This is a genomic window from Herbiconiux sp. UC225_62 (genome assembly GCF_042694625.1).
Taxonomy (GTDB): Bacteria; Actinomycetota; Actinomycetes; order Actinomycetales; family Microbacteriaceae; genus Herbiconiux.
Genome location: NZ_CP170551.1, coordinates 308894 through 333120, shown reverse-complemented (window position 1 = coordinate 333120; position 24227 = coordinate 308894). Strand labels below are relative to the sequence as shown.

The window sequence follows — 24227 nt, the reverse complement described above, 5'->3', positions numbered from 1 at the left end:
CGCGGCACCCACACCTCCGCGGGGGTCGAAAGGTAGCGTGAAAGCATGGCCACGAGTAGCAAGTCCACGCCCCGATCCCGGGCCACTCCGGCGCGCGGGTCGGCGGCGAAGGGGCGCGCCACGCCCTCCCGCACCGCCACCCAGAAGACCGTGAAGTACCCCGCGCTCACCGAGCACGAGGGCCCCGGCGTCATCACGCGCGGGTGGCTCGCCCTCGCTCACGTGGTGGGGGGCGCCGCTCGTGCCTTCGGCCCTGAGAAGCTCGAGAAGGAGGAGCGCCGCGACGGCTTCCCCTTCCTGATCTTCCTCCTCGCCGTGGCCGGCGCGTTGGTCGAATGGTTCCTCGCGTCGAACGCCGTGGCCGGCTCGCTCAGCGCGTGGACCTTCGGCGGCCTGTTCGGTCGCGTCTCCTACGCGCTCCCGGTCATCCTCCTGTTGCTCGCGCTGTGGCTGTTCCGGCATCCGAGCTCGGTCAACGACAACGGGCGCATCGGCATCGGACTCGCCGTCTTCCTGGTCTCCGTCTCGGGCCTCTGCCACATCTTCGGCGGCACCCCCGACCCCGCGGCCGGCATCGACGGGCTCGCCGTGGCGGGCGGTGTTCTCGGCTGGATCGTGGCCGCTCCGCTCGTCGCACTCATCACGCCGATCGGCGCCACCATCGTCATGGTCGTGTTCGCAGCGCTGTCGTTGTTCATCATCACCAAGACGCCGCCGAACAAGCTCGGTCGTCGCATCCGGGAGCTCTACGCTTACCTGTTCGGGGCCCCTGCCCCCGAACCCGACGAGCCGCGTGAGGCCAAGGCGCCGAAGGGCAAGAAGAACTCCACCGGCTCCGTCGACGACATGCTCGACTTCGACGCCGACCGCAGCAGCGACGACGACGGGGCGCTGCCGTGGTGGCGCCGCAACAAGAACCAGCGCGAGGTCGACCCCGAGTTCGACACGCCGCTCATGGCGCCCCGCGTGGTCGACCGCACCGCGCCCCCCGAAGACAACGGCGCCTTCGAGCGCGCCGCCGACATCGTCACCACCGAGAGCTTCGGCAACGGACTCCTCGACGACATGGAGGCGGCCGAGCTCGCCATCAAGCGCGTCACCGGCGAGATCCTGCCCGGGCGGCCATCGGCGACCGGCCTCCTCGACGACGAAGGTACCGAGGCCCTTCCTGCCTTCTCCGGCACCCCGCTGCCCACCACACCCGTCGACGAGACGGCCGCGGCCGACGACGCGTTCACCCTCGCCGCCGCACGCGAGCGGGATGCCGCGAACTACCGTCTTCCGTCGGCGGCCAACCTCGTGGCCGGCGGTCCCGCCAAAGCACGGTCGGAGGCGAACGACGAGATCGTCCGCGCGATCACGGATGTGCTCAAGCAGTTCTCCGTCGACGCGGCGGTCACCGGGTTCTCCCGCGGGCCCACCGTCACGCGTTACGAGATCGAGCTCGGCCAGGGCGTCAAGGTCGAGCGCGTCACCGCCCTCAGCAAGAACCTCGCCTACGCGGTCGCGTCGAACGAGGTGCGCATCCTCTCGCCGATCCCGGGTCGCAGCGCCATCGGCATCGAGATCCCGAACACCGACCGCGAGACGGTGGTGCTCGGCGACGTGCTCCGCTCCTCGAAGGCCATGAACGACACGCACCCGATGACGATCGGCGTGGGCAAGGACGTCGAGGGCAAGTTCGTGCTCGCCAACCTCGCGAAGATGCCGCACCTCCTCGTGGCCGGCTCGACCGGCTCGGGGAAGTCGAGCTTCGTGAACTCGATGGTCACCTCGATCCTCATGCGCGCGAAGCCCAGCGAGGTGCGCATGGTGCTCATCGACCCCAAGCGCGTCGAGCTCACCGCCTACCAGGGTGTGCCGCACCTCATCACCCCCATCATCACGAACCCGAAGAAGGCCGCCGAAGCCCTCTCCTGGGTCGTGAAAGAGATGGACATGCGCTACGACGACCTGGAGAGCTTCGGGTTCCGGCACATCGACGACTTCAACCGCGCGGTGATCAACGACGAGATCCAGCTCCCGCCGGCATCCCAGCGCGTGCTGAAGCCCTACCCGTACCTGCTCGTGGTGGTCGACGAGCTCGCCGACCTGATGATGGTGGCCCCGCGCGACGTCGAGGACTCGATCGTGCGGATCACCCAGCTCGCGCGTGCCTCCGGCATCCACCTGGTGCTCGCCACCCAGCGCCCGTCGGTCGACGTGGTGACCGGCCTCATCAAGGCCAACGTGCCCTCGCGCCTCGCCTTCGCGGTGACCAGCGTCACCGACTCCCGCGTCATCCTCGACCAGCCGGGCGCCGACAAGCTCATCGGCCAGGGCGACGCGCTGTTCCTGCCGATGGGGTCGTCGAAGTCGATCCGGGTGCAGGGCGCGTGGGTGAGCGAGGCCGAGATCGCCAAGGTCGTCGAGCACGTCACCCGCCAGGCCCGCCCGGAGTACCGCGACGACGTGGCCGTCTCGGCCGCCGAGAAGAAGAACATCGATTCCGACATCGGCGACGACCTCGAGGTGCTGCTCGCGGCGGCCGAGCTCGTGGTGAACACGCAGTTCGGTTCCACCTCGATGCTCCAGCGCAAGCTCAAGGTCGGGTTCGCGAAGGCCGGCCGCCTGATGGATCTGCTCGAGTCGCGCGAGATCGTCGGCCCCTCGGAGGGGTCGAAGGCGCGCGACGTGCTGGTCACGGCCGAGCAGCTGCCCGAGGTGCTCGCGATGCTGCGCGGCGAAAGCGGCGGCGGAGCGCCGTCGGCACCCGCAGCCGCACCCTCGTCGTCCGGCGCCGGCGTCGCCTCGGGCCACAACCCGTATCCGTCGGACTCGCTCGACCAGTACCCTGAAGTGGACGGCGACTCGGACGAGGACGCCTGGGGGCTGACCGGCAGGGAGTGATCGCGGTGGCGGACAACGGGGCTGAAACGGCGCTGCCCAAGCCGAGCAACTGGAATCTCCCGAACGCGATCACGGTGGTCCGCATCCTGCTGGCGCCCGTCTTCTTCATCATGCTGCTCGTCGACGACGGGCAGGACGGCTGGCTCCGGTGGGCGGCGGCGGTGCTGTTCATCCTCGCCATCGCCACCGACGGCATCGACGGGCACATCGCGCGCAGCCGCAACCTCGTCACCGACCTCGGCAAGCTGCTCGATCCGATCGCCGACAAGGTGCTCACCGGGGCCGCGCTGGTGGGCCTCTCGATCCTGGCGGAACTGCCCTGGTGGGTGACCATCGTCATCCTCGTGCGCGAGATCGGCATCACGGTGTGGCGTTTCGTGCAGCTGTCGGATCGCGTCATCCCCGCCTCCCGGGGCGGCAAGCTGAAGACGCTGGTGCAGTCCATCGCCATCTCGCTCGCCCTGCTGCCCTTCCCGAGCCTCCTCGGCGACTGGGTGAACTGGGTCAACGCCGTGTTCATGGCGCTGGCCCTGATCCTCACCGTTGTCACCGGCATCGACTACCTCGTGCAGGCGTGGCGGCTGAACCGCACGCCGCCGCCCGCGCACACCGTCCCGCCGGCGTCCTGATGAGCGACGGGCCGGATGCGCGGGCCGAGCGCATCGTCGCGGCGCTGACGGCGCGTCACGTCACCCTCGCGGTGGCGGAGTCGCTCACCGGCGGACTGCTGACGGCCGCCTTCGTGGCGGTGCCGGGCGCATCCGTCGTGCTCCGCGGGGGAGTGGTGGCCTATGACACGCGCATCAAGCACAGCGTGCTCGGCGTCGACGCCGAGGTGCTCGCCGCGCACGGTCCGGTGCATCCGGATGTCGCTCGGCAGATGGCCGTGGGAGTGCGCACCGCCCTCGCGCTCGACGGCGTCGAACCGGAGATCGGAATCTCGACGACGGGCGTGGCCGGCCCGGATGCGCAGGACGGACATCCGCCGGGCACCGCCTTCGTCGGCGTCGCCGTCGGCGGCTCGGTGCGGAGCTTCGCCCTTCAGCTCGACGGCGACCGCAACACTGTCCGAGCGGCCGTCGTGCGCGAAGCGCTCGGTTTCCTGGAAGAATCCCTGTCAAGCACGGGCGCGGGAATGTGACGCGTTTCGATCTCGTTACATCTGATGTCATTCACAAGATATGTCCAGTCCCAGTCGTTTAGAGTTTCTGCTACGAACCACAGCCGAGAGGCCGGTTCGGATGCCACTCGGAATTGACCGTGACGGGAACGCAAGGAGGGTCCAGTGATTCTAGTTCGTCAGGAAATCGGCGACGTGCTTCGGGACTTCCGCCTGCAGAAGGGCCGCACCCTTCGTCAAGTGGCAAGTAAGGCGAGCGTTGCGCTCGGCTACCTGAGCGAGGTCGAGCGAGGTCAGAAAGAGGCCTCGAGCGAGATCCTCGCCTCGGTCGCGGAGGCACTCGACACCCCGATCTCCGTCATCATGCGCGAGGTGGGCGATCGTCTCGCCATCGTCGAGGGCATCGATCCGATCCCCGACACGATTCCCGACGAGTTCGTTGCCGACTTCGACGCCGACCTCGTGGTTCGCTGATTGCGACTCAGCGAATTCCGTCAGGCGATCGTCGACGAGTTCGGTGAAGCCTACGGACACGTCGTCACCAACGACCTCGTGCTCGTGGAACTCGGTGATCGAAGTCCCCAAGCCGCTCTGAAGGCAGGTATCTCCCCGCGAGAGGTGTGGCTCGCGGTCTGCCGAGCGGCTGATGTGCCGCAGGCACGGTGGCACGGAGCGGGACTTCCCGCTCAACCCCGAAGCTGAAATGAGGCCCCGGATGCGTCCGGGGCCTTTTCGCGCCCGCACGGCATTCGAAGATCGGTCGGGACACGCCGGGAATCTCTCGAAGATATGTTCGGAAGCGGGTAGTGTTCTGCACATCGGGAGATTCCCAGAAGTTCTCCACAGATCGGATGCCGGCGACTTCGATGTCGGACGGTGTCCGTACCGTGGGTCTCGTTCGACGAACTTCCCGTGAACGCCTTGTCGTTGCCATCCGGAAACACTCTCGGACGCACACGACAGCCTGTGGGCACACCGACGCAGCCGACGAGGCCGCAACCGATTGAAGGAGACCGAAATGCCGTCAGATGCAAATCGTGAGAAGGCCCTGGAAACAGCACTCGCCCAGATCGACCGCCAGTTCGGCAAGGGATCGGTCATGCGGCTCGGCAGCGACGAGCGCGCCCCCGTCGAGGTCGTCCCGACCGGGTCGATCGCGCTGGATGTCGCGCTCGGCATCGGCGGCCTGCCGCGCGGGCGCATCGTGGAGATCTACGGCCCGGAGTCGTCGGGTAAGACCACGTTGACCTTGCACGCCATCGCCAACGCACAGCGCGCCGGCGGCATCGCCGCCTTCATCGACGCGGAGCACGCGCTCGACCCGGAGTACGCGAAGAAGCTCGGGGTCGACATCGACGCCCTCCTGGTCTCGCAGCCCGACACGGGGGAGCAGGCGCTCGAGATCGCCGACATGCTGGTGCGTTCCGGCTCCATCGACCTGATCGTCATCGACTCCGTCGCCGCGCTCGTGCCCCGAGCCGAGATCGAGGGCGAGATGGGTGACTCGCACGTGGGTCTGCAGGCCCGCCTCATGTCGCAGGCGCTCCGCAAGCTCACCGGTGGGCTCAGCCAGACCAACACCACGATGATCTTCATCAACCAGCTGCGCGAGAAGATCGGTGTCTTCTTCGGCAGCCCCGAGACCACCGCCGGTGGTAAGGCGCTGAAGTTCTACGCGTCGGTGCGACTCGACATCCGTCGCATCGAGACCCTCAAGGAGGGCACCGAGGCGGTCGGTAACCGCACCCGCGTCAAGGTCGTGAAGAACAAGATGGCGCCGCCCTTCAAGCAGGCCGAGTTCGACATCCTCTACGGCGTCGGCATCTCCCGCGAGGGCAGCCTGATCGACTTCGGTGTCGAGCACGAGATCGTGCGCAAGTCGGGTGCCTGGTACACCTACGACGGCGACCAGCTCGGCCAGGGCAAGGAGAATTCGCGCCGGTTCCTGAGCGAGAACCCCGACATCGCGCTGGAGATCGAGAACAAGATCCTCGCCAAGCTCGGCATCGGTGAAGCCGGCGCGGCTGCTATCGCGTCGGCGGCAGCGGCCGGTGCTGCCACGGTCGATCCGATTCAGCCGAAGATCGCAGCCCGGAAGGGTGCCTAGTCTCCGATGAACGACATCATCAGCCTGGACTCGGTGCGTCGGGGGCGCGGTCGCGCTGCGGCGCCCGGGTCCGGGGCTGAGGTGGAGACCGAGGTCACGACCCGTGACGGTTCGCCGGCCGAGGAGTGGTACTCGGCGCCGACCGACGCCACGGAGGGTCGGCCATCGAAGAACCATCCGGCCGCGAGGGCCCGCACCCCCGAAGCTCCGGCCGCCCCGGCAGACTCGCCGGCCGACTCCGTTCGCAGGCCGGCCACGCTCTCGGCCGTGACGACACTCGCGCCGGTCGCCGTGTTGCCGGTCGTGCAGGAGATCAGCGACGAAGAGCGACTGGAGCGGGTGAGTGACACGGTCATCCGCGCTCTCGGGCGTCGCCAGCTGTCGGCCGACGAGACGCATGCGCTGCTGATGGCTCAGGGCGCCTCCGACGAAGAGGCGGTGGTGCTCGTGGCTCGGTATGAAGAGCTGGGCTACCTCGACGATCTCGCGCTGGCGGAGTCCCTGGTCGAGCGTCTGAGCGAGCGCAACCACAAGAGCCGTTCCGTCATCTCCCGTGAGCTCATGGCGCGCAAGATCCCGGCCGCCTACGTACAGGCGGCGCTCGAGCAGCTCGACGAGGGGGAAGAGTTCGATCGTGCGCTGGAGGCCGCAGTGAAACGGGCCGGCCAGCTGTCGTCCTACGACGACGTCACGGCCGAACGCCGGCTGATCGGGTTCCTCACGCGACGGGGTTACACGTCGGGGGTCGTGCGCGAGGTCACGCGGCGCGCCTTGGCAGAGCGCAAGGGCTCCGGCGGTCCGCGATTCCGCTGACGGTCAGCGTTCAAGGCGAGCGTTCGTAGAATAGACGCACCATGAGCACCGTCAGCGAAGCCCCCACCGTCATCGCGCCGTCGGATGCGTCCCGTGACGCGTCCGGGCGGGCGCGCACCTACGAGGTCCGCACCTTCGGTTGCCAGATGAACGTGCACGATTCGGAACGGCTGAGCGGATCGCTCGAGGCGGCCGGCTACGTGCAGGCCGACGGCGCCGAGGCCGACGTCGTGGTCATCAACACCTGTGCTGTGCGCGAGAACGCGGACAACAAGCTCTACGGCAACCTCGGACACCTGGCGTCGGTGAAGCGGCGGCACGAGGGCATGCAGATCGCCGTGGGTGGCTGCCTGGCGCAGAAAGACAAGAACGTCATCCTCGACAAGGCGCCCTGGGTCGACGTCGTGTTCGGAACCCACAACATGGGGGCCCTGCCTAGTCTGCTCGAGCGGGCGCGCCACAACGACGAGGCACAGATCGAGATCCTCGAGTCGCTCGAGACCTTCCCGTCGACCTTGCCCACCAAGCGCGACTCCACCTACAGCGGCTGGGTCTCCATCTCGGTCGGGTGCAACAACACCTGCACCTTCTGCATCGTGCCCTCCCTCCGTGGCAAGGAGAAAGACCGGCGGCCGGGCGAGGTGCTCGCCGAGCTCCAGTCCCTCGTCGACGACGGGGCCATCGAGGTCACACTCCTCGGGCAGAACGTCAACTCCTACGGGGTCGAGTTCGGCGACCGGTTCGCGTTCGGCAAGCTCCTGCGCGCCGCGGGTCAGATCGAAGGGCTGGAGCGCATCCGCTTCACCAGTCCGCATCCGGCGGCGTTCACCGATGACGTGATCGACGCGATGGCGGAGACCCCGTCGGTCATGCCGCAGTTGCACATGCCGCTGCAGTCCGGGTCCGATCGCATCCTCAGGGCAATGCGGCGGTCCTACCGATCGGCGAAGTTCCTCGGCATCCTCGACCGGGTGCGGGAGAAGATCCCGAACGCGGCTATCACCACCGACATCATCGTGGGCTTCCCCGGCGAGACCGAGGAGGACTTCCTCGAGACGATGCGCGTTGTCGCGGAGGCGCGGTTCGCCTCCGCGTTCACGTTCCAGTACTCCATCCGACCGGGAACCCCGGCCGCCACGCTGCCCGACCAGGTTCCGCACGAGGTGGTGCAGGAGCGCTACGAGCGTCTGATCGCACTGCAAGAGCGGATCTCCTTCGAAGAGAACCAGAAGCTGATCGGAACCCAGGTCGAACTGGTCGTGGCGAACGGCGAAGGGCGCAAGGACTCCGAGACGCATCGACTGAGCGGGCGCGCCCGCGACAGCCGGCTCGTGCACTTCGAACTCCCCGAGGGTTCAGCTCGACCGCGGCCGGGAGACGTCGTCACGGTCACGGTCACGCAGGCGGCACCCTTCCACCTGATCGCTGACAGCGACGGGTCGCCGCTCACCGTCCGACGCACCCGTGCCGGAGATGCCTGGGATCGCGCGGAAGCGGCGTCGTGCGCCGTGCCGGCGCCTGCGGGAGACGGCGCCGCGGCGGCATCCGCACCGGGCCGCGTGTCGCTCGGGCTGCCTGGCCTCCGGGTCGGCGCCCCGGGCGTCGACGGCGACCGAGTCACCACCATCCCGATCTACAGCTCCACCGACGATCTGCGCGGGTAGCACGGATATGTCCGCTGCTCCGCCCGCCGGCCCGCAGCCGGTCGTCCTCGGTCCGCGCCGCACGAGGGAGTCGACGTGAGCGCCACTCCGGTGGATGTCATCGCGGTCGTCGGCGCGACCGGCACCGGGAAGTCCGATCTGTCGCTCGACATCGCCGAACGGATAGCGGCGCTCGGCGGTGCTGCGGAGATCGTCAACGCCGACGCGATGCAGCTCTACCGCGGCATGGACATCGGCACGGCGAAGCTGAGCGTGGCTGAGCGGCGGGGCATCCCGCACCACCTGCTCGACGTCCTCGAGGTCACTGACGAAGCATCCGTGGCCGCTTATCAGCGCGAGGCGCGGGCGGTGATCGACGACATCGTCGCCCGCGGACGGACGGCGATCCTGGTGGGCGGCTCCGGCCTCTACGTCTCCTCGGTGCTCTACGACTTCCGCTTCCCCGCCCGCGACGACGGCGTCCGGGCGCGCCTCGAAGCGGAACTCAGCGAGCTCGGCGCGAGGACGATGTACGACCGTCTGAAGGCGATCGATCCGGATGCCGCGACCTCGATCGGCCAGTTCAACGGCCGACGCCTGGTGCGCGCCCTGGAGGTCGTCGAGCTCACCGGCAGCCCCGTCACCGGCACCTTGCCCGAGGCGCCCGTGCTCCGGCGCCCGACCAGCATCATCCGGCTCGGCGTCGAACGCGCCGAGCTCGTGCCCCGACTCGATGCTCGGGTGGAGCGGATGTGGGCGGCCGGGCTGGTGTCGGAGGTCGAAGCCCTGCAGAGCCGCGGCCTCCGCGAGGGCACCACCGCCGCGCGCGCGATCGGCTACGCGCAGGCGCTCGCCCAGTTCGACGGCACCATGAGTGAAGCGGAGGCGATCGCCGAGGCGCAAGCGCTCACCCGCCGCTACGCCCGCCGCCAGGTGAGCTGGTTCAAGCGCTACCCCGAGGCGATCGAGGCCGATGCACTCGAACCGCAGAGCGTCGCTGCCGCCCTCGCCCGTGCCGTCGCCGTCCTCGCCGCCCGTTCCGGATGACCCGAGGCCCACGCCGCCCGGGCCGAGCGCACTCACCGCGCCCCTAGACTTGAGGCATGCCAGCCGACCTCCACTTCACCAAGGGCCAGGGCACCGGAAACGACTTCGTGCTCTTCACCGACCCCGACGGCGAGATCGACCTCAGCCCCACCCAGATCGCCGCGATCTGCGACCGGCACTTCGGCGTGGGCGCCGACGGCATCCTCCGGGTCGTCCGCTCCCGCAGCCTCGACGCGGGCGCAGCGGCGCTGGCCGAAGACGACGCGGCCGAGTGGTTCATGGACTACTACAACGCCGACGGCTCGCTCTCGGAGATGTGCGGCAACGGCATCCGGGTCTACGCCCGCTACCTGCTCGACAACGGACTGGCCACGCTGGCCCCGGGCGAGACGCTGGTGATCGGCACTCGCGGCGGCGTGCGCGACGTGCAGCTGAACAAGCTCGGCTTCCAGGTCGACCTCGGCCGGTGGAAGCTCGACGGTGGCGAACCGCTCGTGCGCGCGAAGAACCTCCAGGTGGCCCGCCCCGGACTCGGTATCAACATCGGCAATCCGCACGTTGTCGTGGCCCTAGCCGACGACGACGAGCTCGATGAGGCCGACCTCACCTTCATTCCGCACCTCGAGCCCGCGCCCATCGACGGCGCGAACGTCGAGTTCGTGGTGCCGGGCGAGCCGCTCGTGCGCGACGGCGTCGGCCACATCCGGATGCGCGTGCACGAGCGGGGGAGCGGCGAGACGCTCTCGTGCGGCACGGGCGCTGCGGCGGCCGCCCTGGCCACGCGCTACTGGGCGGGCGAGGGCGCGCCCAACAACTGGAGCGTGGCGGTGCCCGGCGGTGTGCTGGGTGTGCGGATGTTCCCCACCGAAGACGGCGAGCACGTCGCCCTCTCGGGGCCGGCCGAGCTCGTCTACGAGGGCGATCTCGCGATCTAGCTGGCGCCCGCCGTACCTCTGTTGCGCACCCGCAGCACGCGGAACCCTTTGCTCGTGGCCGTCCGGCTCACCGAGAGTCCCGGGAACTCGGCGTCGAGCCAGCGCTGCAGCGAATCCGAGCCGAGGTTCTTCTGCACGACGAGCCAGGCATCCGCCCCCGCCTCGAGCCGCGGAAGCCAGGAGCGCATCATCGAGTGAAGCACCTCTTTGCCCACTCGGATGGGCGGATTCGACCAGATCGTCATGAATCCGAGACCATCGGGAACATCCTCGGGGCGGCAGGCGTTGATATTCTCGAGACCCATGATGTGAGAATTCCTGCGAACCAGATCCAGAGCGCGCTCGTTCACGTCGACCGCCCACACCGTCGCATGCGGTGATTCCAGGGCCAGTGAGAGTGCGATCGGCCCCCATCCGCATCCGAGATCCAGCAGATTCCCGCCGGGCGGAGGAGTGGGCACGTTCGCGAGCAGAACCTGGGTGCCGGTGTCGATCCGTTCGGGGCTGAAGATGCCCGACGCCGTCGTGAGGCGGTAGGGAGCGCCGGCCAGGGTGACGTCGATCTCACGGAGGGAGAGTTCTCCCGCCGGTTGCGCAGAGAAGTAGTGCTCGCCATCCATAGAGGGAATCTAGCAAACAAGGAGGCTAGTCTTGGCTGCAATGTCAGACCATGAGTCCGTCGACACGGACATCACCACGCACACCACCGACGACGTCGTCGCCCGCGTGCTGTCGAGCGCCGAGACCCGGTCGAGCGGCTATTCGCTGTTCGCCACCGGTTCGGCGCAGGCGCTCCAGCGCCCGGAGACCGCAGATGCGCCGGGTGCCGGCTACGACGGCGACCAGTTCGACCGCGAAGACCGTCAATCGCTCCGGCGCGTCGCCGGGCTCTCCACCGAGCTCGAAGACGTCACCGAGGTCGAGTACCGCCAGTTGCGGCTCGAGAACGTCGTCATCATCGGCGTCTACTCGCAGGGCACGCTGAGCGACGCGGAGAACTCGTTGCACGAGCTCGCCGCTCTCGCCGAGACCGCGGGGGCCGTCGTCCTCGACGGTCTGCTGCAGCGCCGGCCGCATCCCGACCCGAGCACCTATTTCGGCAAGGGCAAGGCCGAGGAGTTGCGCGCCATCGTGCAGTCCCTCGGCGCCGACACCGTGATCGCCGACACCGAACTGGCCCCGAGCCAGCGTCGTGCGCTCGAAGACGTGGTGAAGGTGAAGGTGATCGACCGCACGGCCGTGATCCTCGACATCTTCAGCCAGCACGCCAAGAGCCGCGAGGGCAAGGCGCAGGTCGAACTCGCGCAACTCGAATACCTCCTTCCGCGACTCCGCGGATGGGGTGAGTCGATGTCCCGCCAGGCCGGTGGTCAGGTGGGCGGCGCGGGCGCCGGAATGGGCTCGCGCGGACCGGGTGAGACGAAGATCGAACTCGACCGCCGTCGCATCCACACCCGCATGGCCAAGCTGCGCAAGCAGATCAAGGAGATGAAGCCGGCGCGCGACGCGAAGCGGGCCAACCGCAAACGCAACGCCGTGCCGAGCGTGGCGATCGCCGGGTACACCAACGCCGGCAAGTCGTCATTGCTCAACCGCGTGACGAGCGCGGGCGTCCTGGTCGAGAACGCGCTGTTCGCGACCCTTGACGCCACGGTGCGCAAGTCGTCGACCGCCGACGGCCGGCCCTACACCCTGGCCGACACCGTGGGCTTCGTGCGGCAGCTGCCGCACCAGCTCGTCGAGGCGTTCCGGTCGACCCTCGAAGAGGTGGCCGATTCGGATGTCGTCGTGCACGTGGTCGACGGATCGCACCCCGATCCCGCCAGCCAGATCACGACGGTGCGCGACGTGCTCGGCGACGCCGGGGCGCGCGGCATCCCGGAGATCGTGGTGTTCAACAAGAGCGACCTGGTGTCGCCTGACGACCGGCTGGTGCTGCGCGGGCTCGAACCGAATGCGATCTTCGTGTCGGCTCGAACAGGCGAGGGCATCGCGGAGTTGCTGGCGGCGATCGATGAGCTTCTGCCACGACCGACCGTCGAGGTCGACCTGCTCGTGCCCTACGGGCGCGGCGACGTCGTCACCCTGCTGCACGAGAAGAACACCGTCCTCAGCACGGAGTACGAGGAAGCGGGCACGCATGTGCGCGCCCTCGTGAACCCGGAGTTCGAGGAACGTCTGGGAGAGTTCGCGGTCACTCACTGATCGTGCCGGAAGCCCGGGATGCGCCTGTGCGCCCCCGGGCTTCCGTTCGGTGTCCTAAAACGCAAACGTCGCTCCATACGAGCCCCCTGCGGGGCCGGCTGGAGCGACGTTTGCGTTTCTGAACAGGTGCGCCGGCTCAGACCGCCCGCAGCACCGCCACGACCTTGCCGAGGACGGTGGCGAAGTCGCCGAGGATGGGCTCGAAGTTGCTGTTGCGAGGGAGCAGCCAGGTGTGCCCGTCGCGCTGACGGAAGACCTTCACGGTCGCCTCCTCGTCGAGCATGGCGGCCACGATGTCGCCGTTCTCCGCCGTGTTCTGCTGCCGGATGACCACCCAGTCGCCGTCGCAGATCGCCGCGTCGATCATCGACTCGCCGACGACCTTCAGCATGAAGAGGTCGCCGTTGCCGACGAGCTGGCGGGGGAGGGGGAAGACCTCGTCGACCTGCTGCTCCGCCGTGATCGGGATGCCGGCGGCGATGCGGCCCACCAGGGGGACGAGCGTGGCGTCGCCCACCGGGGGAGCGGAGTCGATGTCCGGTGACGGATTCGCCTCCACGCCGGGAACGTCGATCAGCACCTCCATCGCGCGCGGCCGATTGGGGTCGCGCCGGAGGTAGCCGCTCAGTTCCAGCTGGTTGAGCTGATGGGTGACGCTGGACAGCGATGACAGCCCCACGGCGTCGCCGATCTCGCGCATGCTCGGCGGGTAGCCGCGCGCGATCACCGAGCGCTGGATGACGTCGAGGATCGCGAGCTGCTTGTCGCTGAGGCTCTTGCGCCGCCGGGTGCGGCCCGCGTCGTTCGCCACGTCTACCTGCTTTCTGGTCGATCTGATCGCCGTCACCACGTCAATGTCGGTGGCTGGTGATTGAGTTCTCCTGTTGATCGAAACTGTATCCGAGAACTGCTCGAAAACGTACATGAATTCGAGTGTGTCGCAGATGATCGGAGTTTTTTCGACTTGACGACATCCAAATTCGAATATACATTCGGAACATAACTTCGCACCGGCGCTCCCGGCCGAGCGCCGGTGCGAAACCCTCAGGAGGAATCATGAGCATCGCAGCACCTCTCCGCACCGCCCCCGCTTCCGCGCCGCGCCCTCAGGCGCCGCGCCTCCGCATCACGGCGCGCGGTCGAAAGGTCCTCGCCGTGGTGATCGCTTTCCCCGTGATCACCGTGCTCGGTCTGCTCGCGATGTTCAGCGGCGGGTCCGCTATCGCCACGGGCAGCGCCGGCACGGCTGATTTCGACTACCTGACGGTTCAGGCCGGGCAGACCCTCTGGGGCATCGCCGAGACGATCGCTCCGGATGCCGACCCTCGCGACGTGATCGCCGAGATCATGAGCCTCAACCAGCTGCACGAGTCATCGGTGCAGCCAGGCCAGCGCATCGCGGTTCCGGCCGACCTCGACCGGTAGAATTCCTCGGGTGACTTCACTCGATGACCTGCCCATTCGAGACGACCTCCGCGGTCTCAGCCCCTACGGCGCTCCGCACCTGCACCTGCCGGTGGAACTGAACGTCAACGAGAACACGCATCCGATTCCCGAAGACGTGGCGCGGGACATCATCGAGTCCATCGCCCGCGAACTCCTCACCGTCAACCGCTACCCCGACCGCGAGTTCACCGCCCTGCGCGACTCGCTCGCCGGCTACCTCGGCAACGGCCTCACGCGCGAGAACATCTGGGCGGCCAACGGTTCCAACGAGGTGCTGCAGCAGATCCTGATGGCGTTCGGCGGCCCGGGCCGTTCGGTGCTGGGCTTTCCTCCGACGTACTCCATGCACTCGATCATCGCCTCGGCCACCGGCACGCGCTGGATCGCGGGGGAGCGCGATGAGGGCTTCGAGATCTCGCCCGAGACCGCCGTCGCCTGGATCGAGCGCACGAAGCCCGACATCGTCTTCTTCTGCTCGCCGAACAACCCCACCGGCACGGCGCTCGGCCTCGACACCATCGCGGCCGCCTACGATGCGACCGACGGCATCGTCGTGGTCGACGAGGCCTACGCGGAGTTCACGCCCAGTGACGAACCGGATGCGCTGACCCTGCTCGAAGGTCGTCCGCGCCTGATCGTCTCCCGCACCATGAGCAAGGCGTTCGCCTTCGCGGGCGCCCGGCTCGGTTACCTGGCGGCCGATCCGGCTGTGACGGATGCGCTCCGCCTGGTCCGCCTGCCCTATCACCTGTCCGCGCTCACGCAGGCGGCCGCGGTGGCCGCCCTGGCGCACGCGCCCGAGATGCTGGCCATGGTCGATGACATCAAGTCCCAGCGCGACCGCATCATCGACGGGCTGACCGAACTCGGCTACTCGCCCTGGCCGAGCGCCTCGAATTTCGTGCTCTTCGGTGGGGTCGACGACCCCGAGTGGCTGTTCGACCGCCTGATCGAGCGCGGCATCATCATCCGTAATCTCAGCATCCCGAACCACCTGCGCGTGAGCGCCGGCACCCGCGCCGAGACCACCGCGTTCCTCGACGCGATGCGCGAGCTCACGGAAGCGGCCCGAACCGCGCCGTCGGTAGGATCGGATCATGACTGAACCCCGCACCGCGCACCTCCGGCGGGAGACGAGCGAGTCGTCGATCGACCTCACGCTCGACCTCGACGGAACCGGCGTGTCCGACATCCAGACGTCGGTGCCCTTCTACGACCACCTGCTCACGGCCTTCGCGAAGCACTCGCTCACCGACCTCACCGTGCGGGCGAAGGGCGACATCGAGATCGATGTGCACCACACGGTCGAAGACGTCGGGATCGTGCTGGGTCAGGCCATCCGTCAGGCGCTCGGTGACAAGACCGGCATCTCGCGCTTCGGCGACGCCCTCGTGCCGCTCGACGAGGCGCTCGTGCAGGCCGTCGTCGACATCTCGGGGCGTCCCTACCTCGTGCACTCCGGCGAAGCGGCCGGTTTCGAGTTCCACCTCATCGGCGGGCACTTCACGGGCGCCATGGTGCGCCACGTCTTCGAGGCCATCACCTTCAACGCGGGGCTCACCGTGCACATCACCGTGCTCGGGGGTCGTGACCCGCACCACATCGCCGAGGCCGAGTTCAAGGCGTTCGCCCGGGCGTTCCGTCAGGCCAAGGCGCTCGACCCGCTGGTGAGCGGTGTGCCGTCCACCAAGGGGGCCCTGTGATGCGGATGTGCGCATGAGCGACCCGCAGCGCCGCCCGTCGGTCGTCGTGCTCGATTACGGCAGCGGCAACATCCACTCCGCGGCCAAGGCCCTGGAGCGCGCTGGTGCCGATGTCACGGTGACGGCCGATCGGACTGCGGCGATGGAGGCCGACGGACTCGTCGTGCCCGGCGTCGGCGCCTTCAGCGCCGTGATGGAGCAGCTGAACGCGGTGCGCGGCGGCGAGATCATCGACCGGCGCCTCGCCGGGGGCCGGCCCGTGCTCGGCATCTGCGTGGGCATGCAGGTGATGTTCGCCGACGGCATCGAGCGCGGCATCGACACCGAGGGGCTCGGCGAATGGCCGGGCACGGTGGAGCGCCTCGACGCCGAGGTCGTGCCCCACATGGGCTGGAACACGGTGGAGGCACCGGCCGATTCGGTGCTGTTCGACGGCATCCGTGATCAGCGCTTCTACTTCGTGCACTCCTACGCGGCGCAGGACTGGCACCTCACCCCCGACAAGACGCACCGACCGCCCCTGGTCACCTGGGCCGAGCACGGGTCGCGTTTCGTGGCAGCGGTGGAGAACGGGCCGCTCATGGCCACCCAGTTCCACCCGGAGAAGTCGGGAGACGCCGGCATCCGCCTGATGGCGAACTGGATCGGCACCCTGCGGTAGATTTCCCAGGGGCGTTTCCGCGTCCGTTCCATGATTCCGAGGACATTCCTGATGAGCGAGTTCAACAAAGCGCCCGGTCTCGTGCTGCTTCCGGCCGTCGACGTCGCCGACGGCAAGGCCGTGCGACTGACCCAGGGCAAGGCCGGCACCGAGACCAACCACGGCGACCCGGTCGACGCGGCGGCGGACTGGATCGCTCAGGGCGCGGAGTGGATCCACCTCGTCGACCTCGACGCGGCGTTCGGTCGCGGTAGCAACCTCGGCATCATCAAGAAGGTCATCCGTCAGGCCAAGGGCGTCAACGTCGAGGTCTCGGGCGGCATCCGCGACGACGAGAGCCTCGAGACGGCGCTCGAGTCGGGCGCCAAGCGCATCAACCTCGGCACTGCGGCCCTCGAGAACCCGGAGTGGGCCGCCCATGTCATCGCGCAGTACGGCGACGCGATCGCGGTCGGCCTCGACGTGCGCGGCACCACGCTCGCGGCCCGCGGCTGGACGCAGGACGGCGGCGACCTCTGGCAGGTCATGGACCGTCTCGAAGAGGCCGGATGCGCCCGCTACGTCGTGACCGACGTCACCAAGGACGGCACCCTCAAGGGCCCGAACGTCGAGCTGCTCCGCCAGGTCATGGAGCGCACCTCCCGCCCGGTCATCGCCTCGGGCGGCATCTCGAGCCTCGACGACATCGCCGAACTACGCGCACTCGTGCCGCTCGGTCTCGAGGGTGCGATCGTGGGTCGCGCGCTCTACTCGGGCGCGTTCACGCTCGCCGAGGCCCTGGACGTGGCGTCTGACTGACCACGGTGAGCACGGGCATCCGCACCCGTCGCGAGAGCCCGGCGACTCGGCCGGCCAGCCCTGGAAGGGTCGTCATTTCGAAGCGCACGGCAGCGAGAACGACGACGGCAGCGCCCCTGAGGAGCTGATCGCTGCGATCACGCGCTTCCGCGCCGGCGAAGCGACTCAGGACACGGTGGTCGACGCCCTCCGCGGTGTCCGCCTCCTCGTGCCGTTGGTCGCCCACGCGGGAGACGAAGGTGTGACGGATGGCGGGCTCCGCGTCGACAAGACCCAGGAGCTCTCCCTCGTCACGGTCAGCGGACCGGACGGGCGCCGGGTGCTGCCCGCCTTCACCTCGGTGGAGGCCCTGGCGGCCTGGAATCCGAAGGCCCGCCCCATCCCGGTCGCCGCGCGAAGGGCCGCTCTGGCGGCTGCGGCCGAGGACACCGAGCTGATCGTGCTCGATCCGGGATCCCCCACCGAGTTCGCGCTGCGGCGGCCGGCGGTCTGGGCGATCGCGCAGGATCTGCCCTGGCAGCCCGCCGTCACGGATGCCGCCGTCGCCGAGGCCTTCGAACGATCGATCGCCCGAGAACCCGCCATCGCCGCGTTCCGGCTGATCGCGGGCGACCCGGATGCCCGCCTCAGCGGTCGCGAGGTCGTGGTCGTGCTGGGCCTCGTGCCCGGCCTCGATCAGACGGCACTGGCCGCGCTGACGACCCGCTTGCAGGAATCCTGGGCCGAGGATGCGACCATCGCCGAACGGGTCGATTCGCTCGGCATGAAACTGACCGCGGTCAGCTGACCGGCCCGGTGTACTTCTCGCCCGGGCCCTCACCCGGCGGGTCCTGGATGGGCGACGCCTCGCGGAACGCCAGCTGCAGCGACCGCAACCCGTCGCGGAGGCTCCGCGCGTGCTGATCGCCGAGGAACGGCGCGGATGCCGTGACCAGACCCGCGAGGGCCGTGATGAGCTTGCGCGCCTCGTCGAGATCGGTCTCCACATCCGGGTCGTCGGAGAGGCCGCACTTCACCGCGGCGGCGCTCATCAGGTGCACCGCGGTCGTGGTGATGACCTCGATCGCGGGGACCTCCGCGATGTCCCGGACCGCGCTGGCATCGTCGAAATCGCTCATCGCGAGACATCCTTACTGTTTCGGCGAGTCTCTGCTAGACTCTCTGAGGCTCTGGGACCTTTGGTCTCAGTACGAAAGTGGAGAATCTCCCACCCGCGCATACCGCTTCATTAGGTTACCGGGTCGTTGCACTCCGCCTTCACCAACGGTTCCGGCCGGTGGAGAGGGTAGACAGGGTGCGGTGCCGCATGTTCCTCATGCGCACGCGGATTCCCTTGCTTTCGTGACAACGAACGAAACTAAGGAGTAACGCATCAGCGATCCCCGTACAAACGACCGTATTCGAGTCCCCGAGGTCCGCCTCGTGGGGCCAGGCGGCGAGCAAGTCGGCGTCGTCAGCATCGATGTCGCCCTTCGGCTTGCCCAGGAAGCGGATCTCGACCTCGTCGAGGTCGCACCCAACTCCAAGCCTCCGGTCGCGAAGATCATGGACTACGGAAAGTTCAAGTACGAAGCCGCGCAGAAGGCGAAGGAAGCCCGTCGCAACCAGGCGAACACCATCCTCAAAGAGGTGCGGTTCCGCCTGAAGATCGACGTCCACGACTACGAGACCAAGCGCAAGCGTGCCGAGGGCTTCCTCAAGGCCGGCGACAAGGTGAAGGCCATGATCCTGTTCCGCGGCCGCGAGCAGTCGCGCCCCGACCAGGGTGTGCGCCTGCTGCAGCGCTTCGCCGAAGACGTGGCCGAGTTCGGAACCGTCGAGTCGAGCCCCACCATCGACGGCCGCAACATGGTGATGGTCATCGGTCCGCTCAAGAACAAGTCCGAGGCCAAGGCCGAGGCGAACGCGAAGCGCGACGCCTCGAAGGCCCGCAACCACGAATCGGCTCCGGCTGAGACATCCACTCCGGCCGAACCGGCCGAGTAACCACAAGCCAGAACACACAAGGAGAACCCATGCCCAAGATGAAGACCCACTCCGGGTCCAAGAAGCGTTTCAAGGTCACCGGAAGCGGCAAGATCATGAAGCAGCAGGCCGGTATGCGCCACAACCTGGAGGTCAAGGCCCCGGGGCGTAAGGCTCGCCTAAACAAAGACCAGGTGCTGTCCAAGGCCGACACCAAGGTCGCCAAGAAGCTTCTCGGCCTGTAGTCACCGACTGCCGCCGACCAGAGACCAGAAGGAATAAAGAACAATGGCAAGAGTCAAGAGGGCCGTCAACGCCCACAAGAAGCGTCGCGTCATCCTCGAGCGCGCAGAGGGCTACCGCGGTCAGCGGTCGCGCCTCTACCGCAAGGCGAAGGAGCAGGTCACCCACTCCCTCGTCTACTCCTACCGTGACCGCCGTGCGCGCAAGGGCGACTTCCGCCGCCTGTGGATCCAGCGCATCAACGCTGCGTCGCGTCAGAACGGCCTGACCTACAACCGCTTCATCCAGGGTCTCGCCCTGGCGGGCATCGAGGTCGACCGCCGCATCCTGGCGGAGCTGGCCGTGAACGAGCCGGCGACGTTCGCCGCCCTGGTCGAGAGCGCGAAGTCGGCACTGCCGGCCGACACCTCCGCGCCGAAGAGCGCTGCGTAGTCAGAACCTCCACAACAGAACAACAGAGAGCGCCACATGCTTGACAATCCGCGATCACCTCGCGTTCGGGCAGTGGCGAAACTCGCCAAGAAGGGAGCCCGGTCCGAGACCGGGCTCTTTCTCTTGGAGGGGCCGCAGGCCGTGTCCGAGGCCCTGGTCTTCAGCCCCCACCTGCTCGTCGAACTCTTCGCCACCCCCACCGCCCTCGAGCGGTACACCGAGATCGCCCAGGGGGCCTCGGATGCCGGGATCGACGTCGAGTTCGTGACCGAACAGGTGCTCGACACCATGGCTGACACGGTCACGCCCCAGGGCTTCGTCGCGGTCTGCCGGCAGTTCCCCACCGCGGTGAAAGACATCTTCGCCGCCGGGCCCCGGCTGATCGCGGTTCTCGAAGAGGTCCGTGACCCGGGCAACGCGGGCACGATCATCCGTGCGGCGGATGCGGCGGGTGCGGATGCCGTCATCCTCACCGGCCGCTCCGTCGACCTCTACAACCCGAAGGTCGTGCGCTCCACCACCGGGTCGCTGTTCCACCTCCCGGTGGCCATGGAGGCGACCCTCGGCGACGTGATCGATCGCGCCCGCGAGGCGGGGCTGCAGACCCTCGCCGCCGACATCAAGGGCGACGACCTGCTCGACGTGCGCACCGCGGGCCTGCTCGGCAACCCCACCGCGTGGGTGTTCGGCAACGAGGCTCGCGGACTCGCCGACGAGCAGCTCACCCTCGTCGACCGCGCCGTCTCGCTGCCGATCTACGGTCAGGCCGAATCGCTGAACCTGGCGACCGCCGCCTCCGTCTGCCTCTACGAGAGCGCCTTCGCCCTGCGCTCCTGAACCTCCCCGGCGTGTTTCGCTTCGGTTACGGTAGTCGATTACTCATTGCTGTCCCCCGAAGGGGTGTGGTTGGGTAAGGCATCATGGATGCGCAAAACACCCCCGTTCGAGGGACAGGGGGTGCTGCCGATCCCCTCGTCGTCATCGATCACGTCGACAAGCACTTCGGCGATCTCCACGTCCTGAAAGACATCGACACGACGGTCGCCCGCGGCGAGGTGGTGGTCGTCATCGGTCCGTCGGGCTCGGGCAAGTCGACGCTCTGCCGGGCGATCAACCGGCTCGAGACGATCGATTCCGGCACCATCTCCATCGACGGCACGGCTCTGCCGAGTGAGGGCCGTGAGCTCGCGACGCTGCGGGCCGACGTGGGGATGGTGTTCCAGTCGTTCAACCTGTTCGCCCACAAGACGGTGCTCGAGAACGTCACCCTCGCGCCGATGAAGGTGCGCAAGCTCTCGAAGAAGGCCGCCGAGGCCCGCGGGATGACGCTGCTCGAGCGGGTGGGGGTCGCCGACCAGGCGCAGAAGCTGCCCGCGCAGCTCTCCGGCGGGCAGCAGCAGCGTGTGGCCATCGCCCGCTCGCTCGCGATGGAGCCGAAACTCATCCTGCTCGACGAGCCGACCAGCGCGCTCGACCCCGAGATGATCAACGAGGTGCTCGACGTCATGGTCGGGCTGGCCAAAGACGGCATGACCATGATCGTCGTGACGCACGAGATGGGCTTCGCCCGCAAGGCGGCCGATCGGGTGATCTTCATGGCCGACGGCCGCATCGAAGAAGAAGCGGCGCCGGAGCAGTTCTTCAGCGCCCCACGGTCACCGAGAGCGAAGGATTTCCTCTCGAAGATCCTCGCCCACTAGGCGGGAACACCCCCGCGCACAGCCGTTGCGGGGAGCACGCACACACAGCACCAGCTGAACAGAGAGGTACGAACAATGAGGCACACGAAGCTGACGTTCACCGCACTGGCCGCGGCCGCCGCGATCGTTCTGAGCGGATGCGCCGGGTCGACCGACCCCGGTGCAGACGACTCCGCATCCACCCCCGAGCCCGCGCCGTCGTTCGCCGCCGGCACCACGATGGCGAAGCTGGCGGATGCCGGAACCATCACGATCGGCACCAAGTTCGACCAGCCGCTCTTCGGGTTGATGGGGCCTGACAATGTGCCGGTCGGTTTCGACATCGAGATCGGAAAGCTCATCGCGTCGAGTCTCGGCATCCCCGACGACAAGATCGTCTGGAAGGAGGCCGTCTCGGCCAACCGCGAACCGTTCATCCAGAACGGCGAGGTCGACCTCGTGGTGGCCACCTACACGATCAACGACAAGCGCAAAGAGGTCGTCTCCTTCGCCGGCCCCTACTACATGGCCGGTCAGTCGATCCTCGTGAAGGCCGACAACGACGACATCACGAGCGAAGACGACCTGGTCGGTCAGCACGTGTGCTCGGTCACCGGATCGACCCCCGCGGCGAAGCTCGCCGAGCTCGGCGCCGAGCCGCTGCTCACCGACACGTACACGAACTGCCTCGAGCCGCTGCGCAGCGGTCAGGTGGTCGCCGTGTCGACCGACAACGTCATCCTGGCCGGCCTCGCCGCCCAGAACGAGGGCGAGTTCAAGGTGGTCGGCAAGCCCTTCACCGAGGAGCCGTACGGCATCGGGCTCGCGCTCGACGACACGGAGTTCCGCGACTACATCAACGACGTGCTCGAGGAGTCCTACGAGGACGGCAGCTACCAGGAGGCCTGGGACTCCACGGCCGGCCAGGTGCTGGAGTTCGTCGACCCGCCCGCGGTCGACCGCTACTGACGCGCTGACCGCATCTTCATGAACGACTGCTACCCAACGGACGGACACGGATGAACGCCATCATCGAGAACCTCCCACGGTTCCTCGACGGTTTCGGCATGACTCTGCTGCTGCTCGTGGTGTCGGGCGCGGGCGCGCTCGTGCTCGGCACCGTGGTGGCGGCCATGCGCATCGCGCCGGTGCCCTCGCTGAACGGCTTCGCGGCCTTCTACACCGAGATCCTGCGCAACACGCCGCTGACACTGGTGCTGTTCTTCTGCGCGATCATCCTGCCGTACCTCGGTTCGACGCTGCCCTACCTCGCCTGCGCCATCATCGGTCTCACGCTCTACACCTCGCCGTTCGTGGCCGAGGCGTTGCGTTCCGGTATCAACGGGGTGCCGGTGGGGCAGGCCGAAGCGGCGCGGAGTCTCGGGCTCGGCTTCCGGCAGTCCGTGACGCTGATCATCTTCCCCCAAGCGTTCCGAATGGTCATCCCGCCGCTCATCAACGTGCTGATCGCGCTCACCAAGAACACCTCGGTGGCCGGCGGCTTCTTCGTGGTGGAGTTGTTCACGGTGGCCAAGGAGCTGTCGAACGCGAACGGCAACGCGGTCATCGCGATCCTCGTGGCGATCGCCGCGTTCTACCTGGTCATCACCATCCCGCTCGGCATCCTCTCCGCGCGACTCGAACGACGATTGGTGGTGCAGCGATGAGCGCATCCGTCCTCTTCGACGCCCCCGGGCCCAAGACCCGACGCCGCTCCCTGATCATCTCGCTGATCGTGCTCGCGCTCCTGATCGCGGGTGTGGTGTGGATCGCCTTCACGCTCGCTCAGCCGCGCGAGTCGTCGGGCCTCACGCTGCCCGGCTACTTCGCTCCGAGCCGCTGGGACATCTTCGCCGACCCGGTGGTCTGGGCGTTCATCGGCCGAGGCCTCCTGAACACGCTGCAGGCCGCGGCCATCGCGGCCGTCATGGCGCTCGTGATCGGCGTCCTCTTCGCGATGCTGCGCACCTCGGTGTACGCCGCGGTGCGTATCCCCACCACCATCGTGCTGGAGTTCTTCCGCGGCATGCCCGTGTTGCTGATGATGCTGTTCATCCTGCTCGTGGCCTCGACCGGAGCGTTCTGGGCGGTGGTGATCGCACTCGGCATCTACAACGGCGCCATCATCGGAGAGGCCCTGCGATCCGGGCTCGCCTCGCTGCCGCGCGGTCAGCGCGAAGCCGGGTTGAGCCTCGGCCTCACACGACTGCAGACCAAGGTGTCGGTGGAGTTCCCGCAGGCGTTCCGTCAGATGCTGCCGGTGATCGTGGCCCAGCTGGTCGTGCTGTTGAAGGACACCAGCCTCGGCTACATCGTGGGCTACAACGAATTGATCCGCACCACGATGAACAACCTCGCGAGCTTCTACGGCAACCGCTACCTGTTCTCCTTGTTCATCGTGACGCTCGTCATCTATCTCGCGGTGAACCTCTCGCTCTCCTGGGTGGCCCGCCGCCTGGCTCGGCAGCGCAAGACGAAGAAGCGCATCGTCGGGGCGCTCGATCCGGCGGATGCGACCACGGAGTGACGCGCCTGTAAACT

28 protein-coding genes are annotated in these 24227 nt (G+C 67.9%); 25 read left to right on the top strand and 3 right to left on the bottom strand.

Going from position 1 to position 24227, the window contains the following annotated elements:
* The first annotated feature begins 45 nt into the window (after positions 1 to 45).
* The 10 genes from ACFJGU_RS01685 (at position 46) to dapF (ending at position 10554) form a co-directional block, all read left to right on the top strand.
* Positions 46 to 2889: a DNA translocase FtsK 4TM domain-containing protein gene (locus ACFJGU_RS01685; protein ID WP_382307082.1), complete on the top strand. Its 2844-nt coding sequence runs from the start codon at positions 46 to 48 to the stop codon at positions 2887 to 2889.
* A gap of 5 nt (positions 2890 to 2894) precedes the next feature.
* The gene (gene pgsA / locus ACFJGU_RS01680; protein WP_382307080.1) at positions 2895 to 3518 is read left to right on the top strand and encodes a CDP-diacylglycerol--glycerol-3-phosphate 3-phosphatidyltransferase; all 624 of its coding nucleotides are present in this window, start codon (positions 2895 to 2897) and stop codon (positions 3516 to 3518) included.
* Positions 3518 to 4030, top strand: coding sequence for a CinA family protein (locus ACFJGU_RS01675; RefSeq protein WP_382307078.1), 513 nt, complete (start codon positions 3518 to 3520; stop codon positions 4028 to 4030). Before pgsA ends, ACFJGU_RS01675 begins: the two co-directional genes overlap by 1 nt.
* Positions 4031 to 4174: 144 nt before the next feature.
* Positions 4175 to 4483 carry a helix-turn-helix domain-containing protein gene (locus ACFJGU_RS01670; RefSeq protein ID WP_092556935.1) on the top strand — a complete coding sequence of 103 codons (309 nt, stop codon included), beginning with the start codon at positions 4175 to 4177 and terminating at the stop codon, positions 4481 to 4483.
* Positions 4484 to 4711 carry a DUF3046 domain-containing protein gene (locus tag ACFJGU_RS01665; protein WP_382307076.1) on the top strand — a complete coding sequence of 76 codons (228 nt, stop codon included), beginning with the start codon at positions 4484 to 4486 and terminating at the stop codon, positions 4709 to 4711.
* A gap of 316 nt (positions 4712 to 5027) precedes the next feature.
* Positions 5028 to 6116 (top strand): recombinase RecA, encoded by a 1089-nt coding sequence (recA, locus tag ACFJGU_RS01660; RefSeq protein ID WP_382307074.1) that lies wholly within the window; start codon positions 5028 to 5030, stop codon positions 6114 to 6116.
* A gap of 6 nt (positions 6117 to 6122) precedes the next feature.
* On the top strand, positions 6123 to 6929 hold the full coding sequence (locus ACFJGU_RS01655; protein WP_382307072.1) for a regulatory protein RecX: 807 nt from the start codon (positions 6123 to 6125) through the stop codon (positions 6927 to 6929).
* Between the two features lie 41 nt (positions 6930 to 6970).
* Positions 6971 to 8593, top strand: coding sequence for a tRNA (N6-isopentenyl adenosine(37)-C2)-methylthiotransferase MiaB (gene miaB / locus ACFJGU_RS01650; protein ID WP_382307070.1), 1623 nt, complete (start codon positions 6971 to 6973; stop codon positions 8591 to 8593).
* Positions 8594 to 8668: 75 nt separating this feature from the next.
* On the top strand, positions 8669 to 9619 hold the full coding sequence (miaA, locus tag ACFJGU_RS01645; RefSeq protein WP_382307068.1) for a tRNA (adenosine(37)-N6)-dimethylallyltransferase MiaA: 951 nt from the start codon (positions 8669 to 8671) through the stop codon (positions 9617 to 9619).
* Between the two features lie 56 nt (positions 9620 to 9675).
* Positions 9676 to 10554, top strand: a complete 879-nt coding sequence (gene dapF / locus ACFJGU_RS01640) for a diaminopimelate epimerase (protein ID WP_382307066.1) — start codon at positions 9676 to 9678, stop codon at positions 10552 to 10554.
* Here the strand turns inward: dapF and ACFJGU_RS01635 are convergent.
* Positions 10551 to 11174, bottom strand: coding sequence for a class I SAM-dependent methyltransferase (locus ACFJGU_RS01635; protein ID WP_382307065.1), 624 nt, complete (start codon positions 11172 to 11174; stop codon positions 10551 to 10553). The genes dapF and ACFJGU_RS01635 overlap by 4 nt on opposite strands.
* A gap of 40 nt (positions 11175 to 11214) precedes the next feature.
* On the opposite strand from ACFJGU_RS01635, the gene hflX reads away from it, so the two are divergent.
* Entirely contained in the window at positions 11215 to 12759 is a 1545-nt protein-coding gene (hflX, locus tag ACFJGU_RS01630; protein WP_382307063.1) for a GTPase HflX, read from the top strand.
* A 136-nt stretch (positions 12760 to 12895) separates the two neighbouring features.
* Here hflX and lexA read toward each other — a convergent pair whose 3' ends face one another.
* On the bottom strand, positions 12896 to 13570 hold the full coding sequence (gene lexA / locus ACFJGU_RS01625) for a transcriptional repressor LexA (RefSeq protein WP_382307061.1): 675 nt from the start codon (positions 13568 to 13570) through the stop codon (positions 12896 to 12898).
* 245 nt (positions 13571 to 13815) lie between these two features.
* Between lexA and ACFJGU_RS01620 the strand changes: the two genes are divergently transcribed.
* From ACFJGU_RS01620 to ACFJGU_RS01595, 6 genes are read left to right on the top strand one after another with little or no spacing between them, the layout of a single operon-like run.
* The gene (locus tag ACFJGU_RS01620; RefSeq protein WP_382307059.1) at positions 13816 to 14184 is read left to right on the top strand and encodes a LysM peptidoglycan-binding domain-containing protein; all 369 of its coding nucleotides are present in this window, start codon (positions 13816 to 13818) and stop codon (positions 14182 to 14184) included.
* A gap of 10 nt (positions 14185 to 14194) precedes the next feature.
* Positions 14195 to 15310 (top strand): histidinol-phosphate transaminase, encoded by a 1116-nt coding sequence (locus tag ACFJGU_RS01615; RefSeq protein WP_382307057.1) that lies wholly within the window; start codon positions 14195 to 14197, stop codon positions 15308 to 15310.
* Complete coding sequence (gene hisB, locus ACFJGU_RS01610; RefSeq protein ID WP_382310231.1) at positions 15300 to 15908, top strand: imidazoleglycerol-phosphate dehydratase HisB; 609 nt, start codon at positions 15300 to 15302, stop codon at positions 15906 to 15908. The genes ACFJGU_RS01615 and hisB overlap by 11 nt, the downstream gene beginning before the upstream one ends.
* A gap of 13 nt (positions 15909 to 15921) precedes the next feature.
* On the top strand, positions 15922 to 16569 hold the full coding sequence (gene hisH / locus ACFJGU_RS01605; RefSeq protein WP_382307055.1) for an imidazole glycerol phosphate synthase subunit HisH: 648 nt from the start codon (positions 15922 to 15924) through the stop codon (positions 16567 to 16569).
* Between the two features lie 51 nt (positions 16570 to 16620).
* Positions 16621 to 17367 (top strand): bifunctional 1-(5-phosphoribosyl)-5-((5-phosphoribosylamino)methylideneamino)imidazole-4-carboxamide isomerase/phosphoribosylanthranilate isomerase PriA, encoded by a 747-nt coding sequence (gene priA / locus ACFJGU_RS01600; protein ID WP_382307053.1) that lies wholly within the window; start codon positions 16621 to 16623, stop codon positions 17365 to 17367.
* Entirely contained in the window at positions 17360 to 18154 is a 795-nt protein-coding gene (locus tag ACFJGU_RS01595) for an SseB family protein (protein WP_382310229.1), read from the top strand. The genes priA and ACFJGU_RS01595 overlap by 8 nt, the downstream gene beginning before the upstream one ends.
* On the opposite strand, the gene ACFJGU_RS01590 is transcribed toward ACFJGU_RS01595, so the two are convergent.
* The gene (locus tag ACFJGU_RS01590) at positions 18147 to 18485 is read right to left on the bottom strand and encodes a DUF1844 domain-containing protein (protein WP_382307052.1); all 339 of its coding nucleotides are present in this window, start codon (positions 18483 to 18485) and stop codon (positions 18147 to 18149) included. The genes ACFJGU_RS01595 and ACFJGU_RS01590 overlap by 8 nt on opposite strands.
* 304 nt (positions 18486 to 18789) lie before the next feature.
* On the opposite strand from ACFJGU_RS01590, the gene infC reads away from it, so the two are divergent.
* From infC to ACFJGU_RS01550, 8 genes are all read left to right on the top strand, one after another.
* Positions 18790 to 19353, top strand: coding sequence for a translation initiation factor IF-3 (gene infC, locus ACFJGU_RS01585; protein ID WP_382307051.1), 564 nt, complete (start codon positions 18790 to 18792; stop codon positions 19351 to 19353).
* A gap of 29 nt (positions 19354 to 19382) precedes the next feature.
* A complete protein-coding gene (gene rpmI / locus ACFJGU_RS01580) occupies positions 19383 to 19577 on the top strand; it encodes a 50S ribosomal protein L35 (protein ID WP_092556969.1) in 195 nt (64 codons plus the stop codon).
* 43 nt (positions 19578 to 19620) lie between these two features.
* A complete protein-coding gene (gene rplT, locus ACFJGU_RS01575; protein WP_092556971.1) occupies positions 19621 to 20007 on the top strand; it encodes a 50S ribosomal protein L20 in 387 nt (128 codons plus the stop codon).
* A gap of 36 nt (positions 20008 to 20043) precedes the next feature.
* A complete protein-coding gene (locus tag ACFJGU_RS01570; RefSeq protein ID WP_382307048.1) occupies positions 20044 to 20844 on the top strand; it encodes a TrmH family RNA methyltransferase in 801 nt (266 codons plus the stop codon).
* A gap of 83 nt (positions 20845 to 20927) precedes the next feature.
* Complete coding sequence (locus tag ACFJGU_RS01565) at positions 20928 to 21707, top strand: amino acid ABC transporter ATP-binding protein (protein WP_382307046.1); 780 nt, start codon at positions 20928 to 20930, stop codon at positions 21705 to 21707.
* A gap of 75 nt (positions 21708 to 21782) precedes the next feature.
* Entirely contained in the window at positions 21783 to 22655 is an 873-nt protein-coding gene (locus ACFJGU_RS01560; protein ID WP_382307045.1) for a glutamate ABC transporter substrate-binding protein, read from the top strand.
* A 50-nt stretch (positions 22656 to 22705) separates the two neighbouring features.
* Positions 22706 to 23353, top strand: a complete 648-nt coding sequence (locus tag ACFJGU_RS01555) for an amino acid ABC transporter permease (RefSeq protein WP_382307043.1) — start codon at positions 22706 to 22708, stop codon at positions 23351 to 23353.
* The gene (locus ACFJGU_RS01550; RefSeq protein ID WP_382307041.1) at positions 23350 to 24213 is read left to right on the top strand and encodes an amino acid ABC transporter permease; all 864 of its coding nucleotides are present in this window, start codon (positions 23350 to 23352) and stop codon (positions 24211 to 24213) included. The genes ACFJGU_RS01555 and ACFJGU_RS01550 overlap by 4 nt, the downstream gene beginning before the upstream one ends.
* The last annotated feature ends 14 nt before the right edge of the window (positions 24214 to 24227 follow it).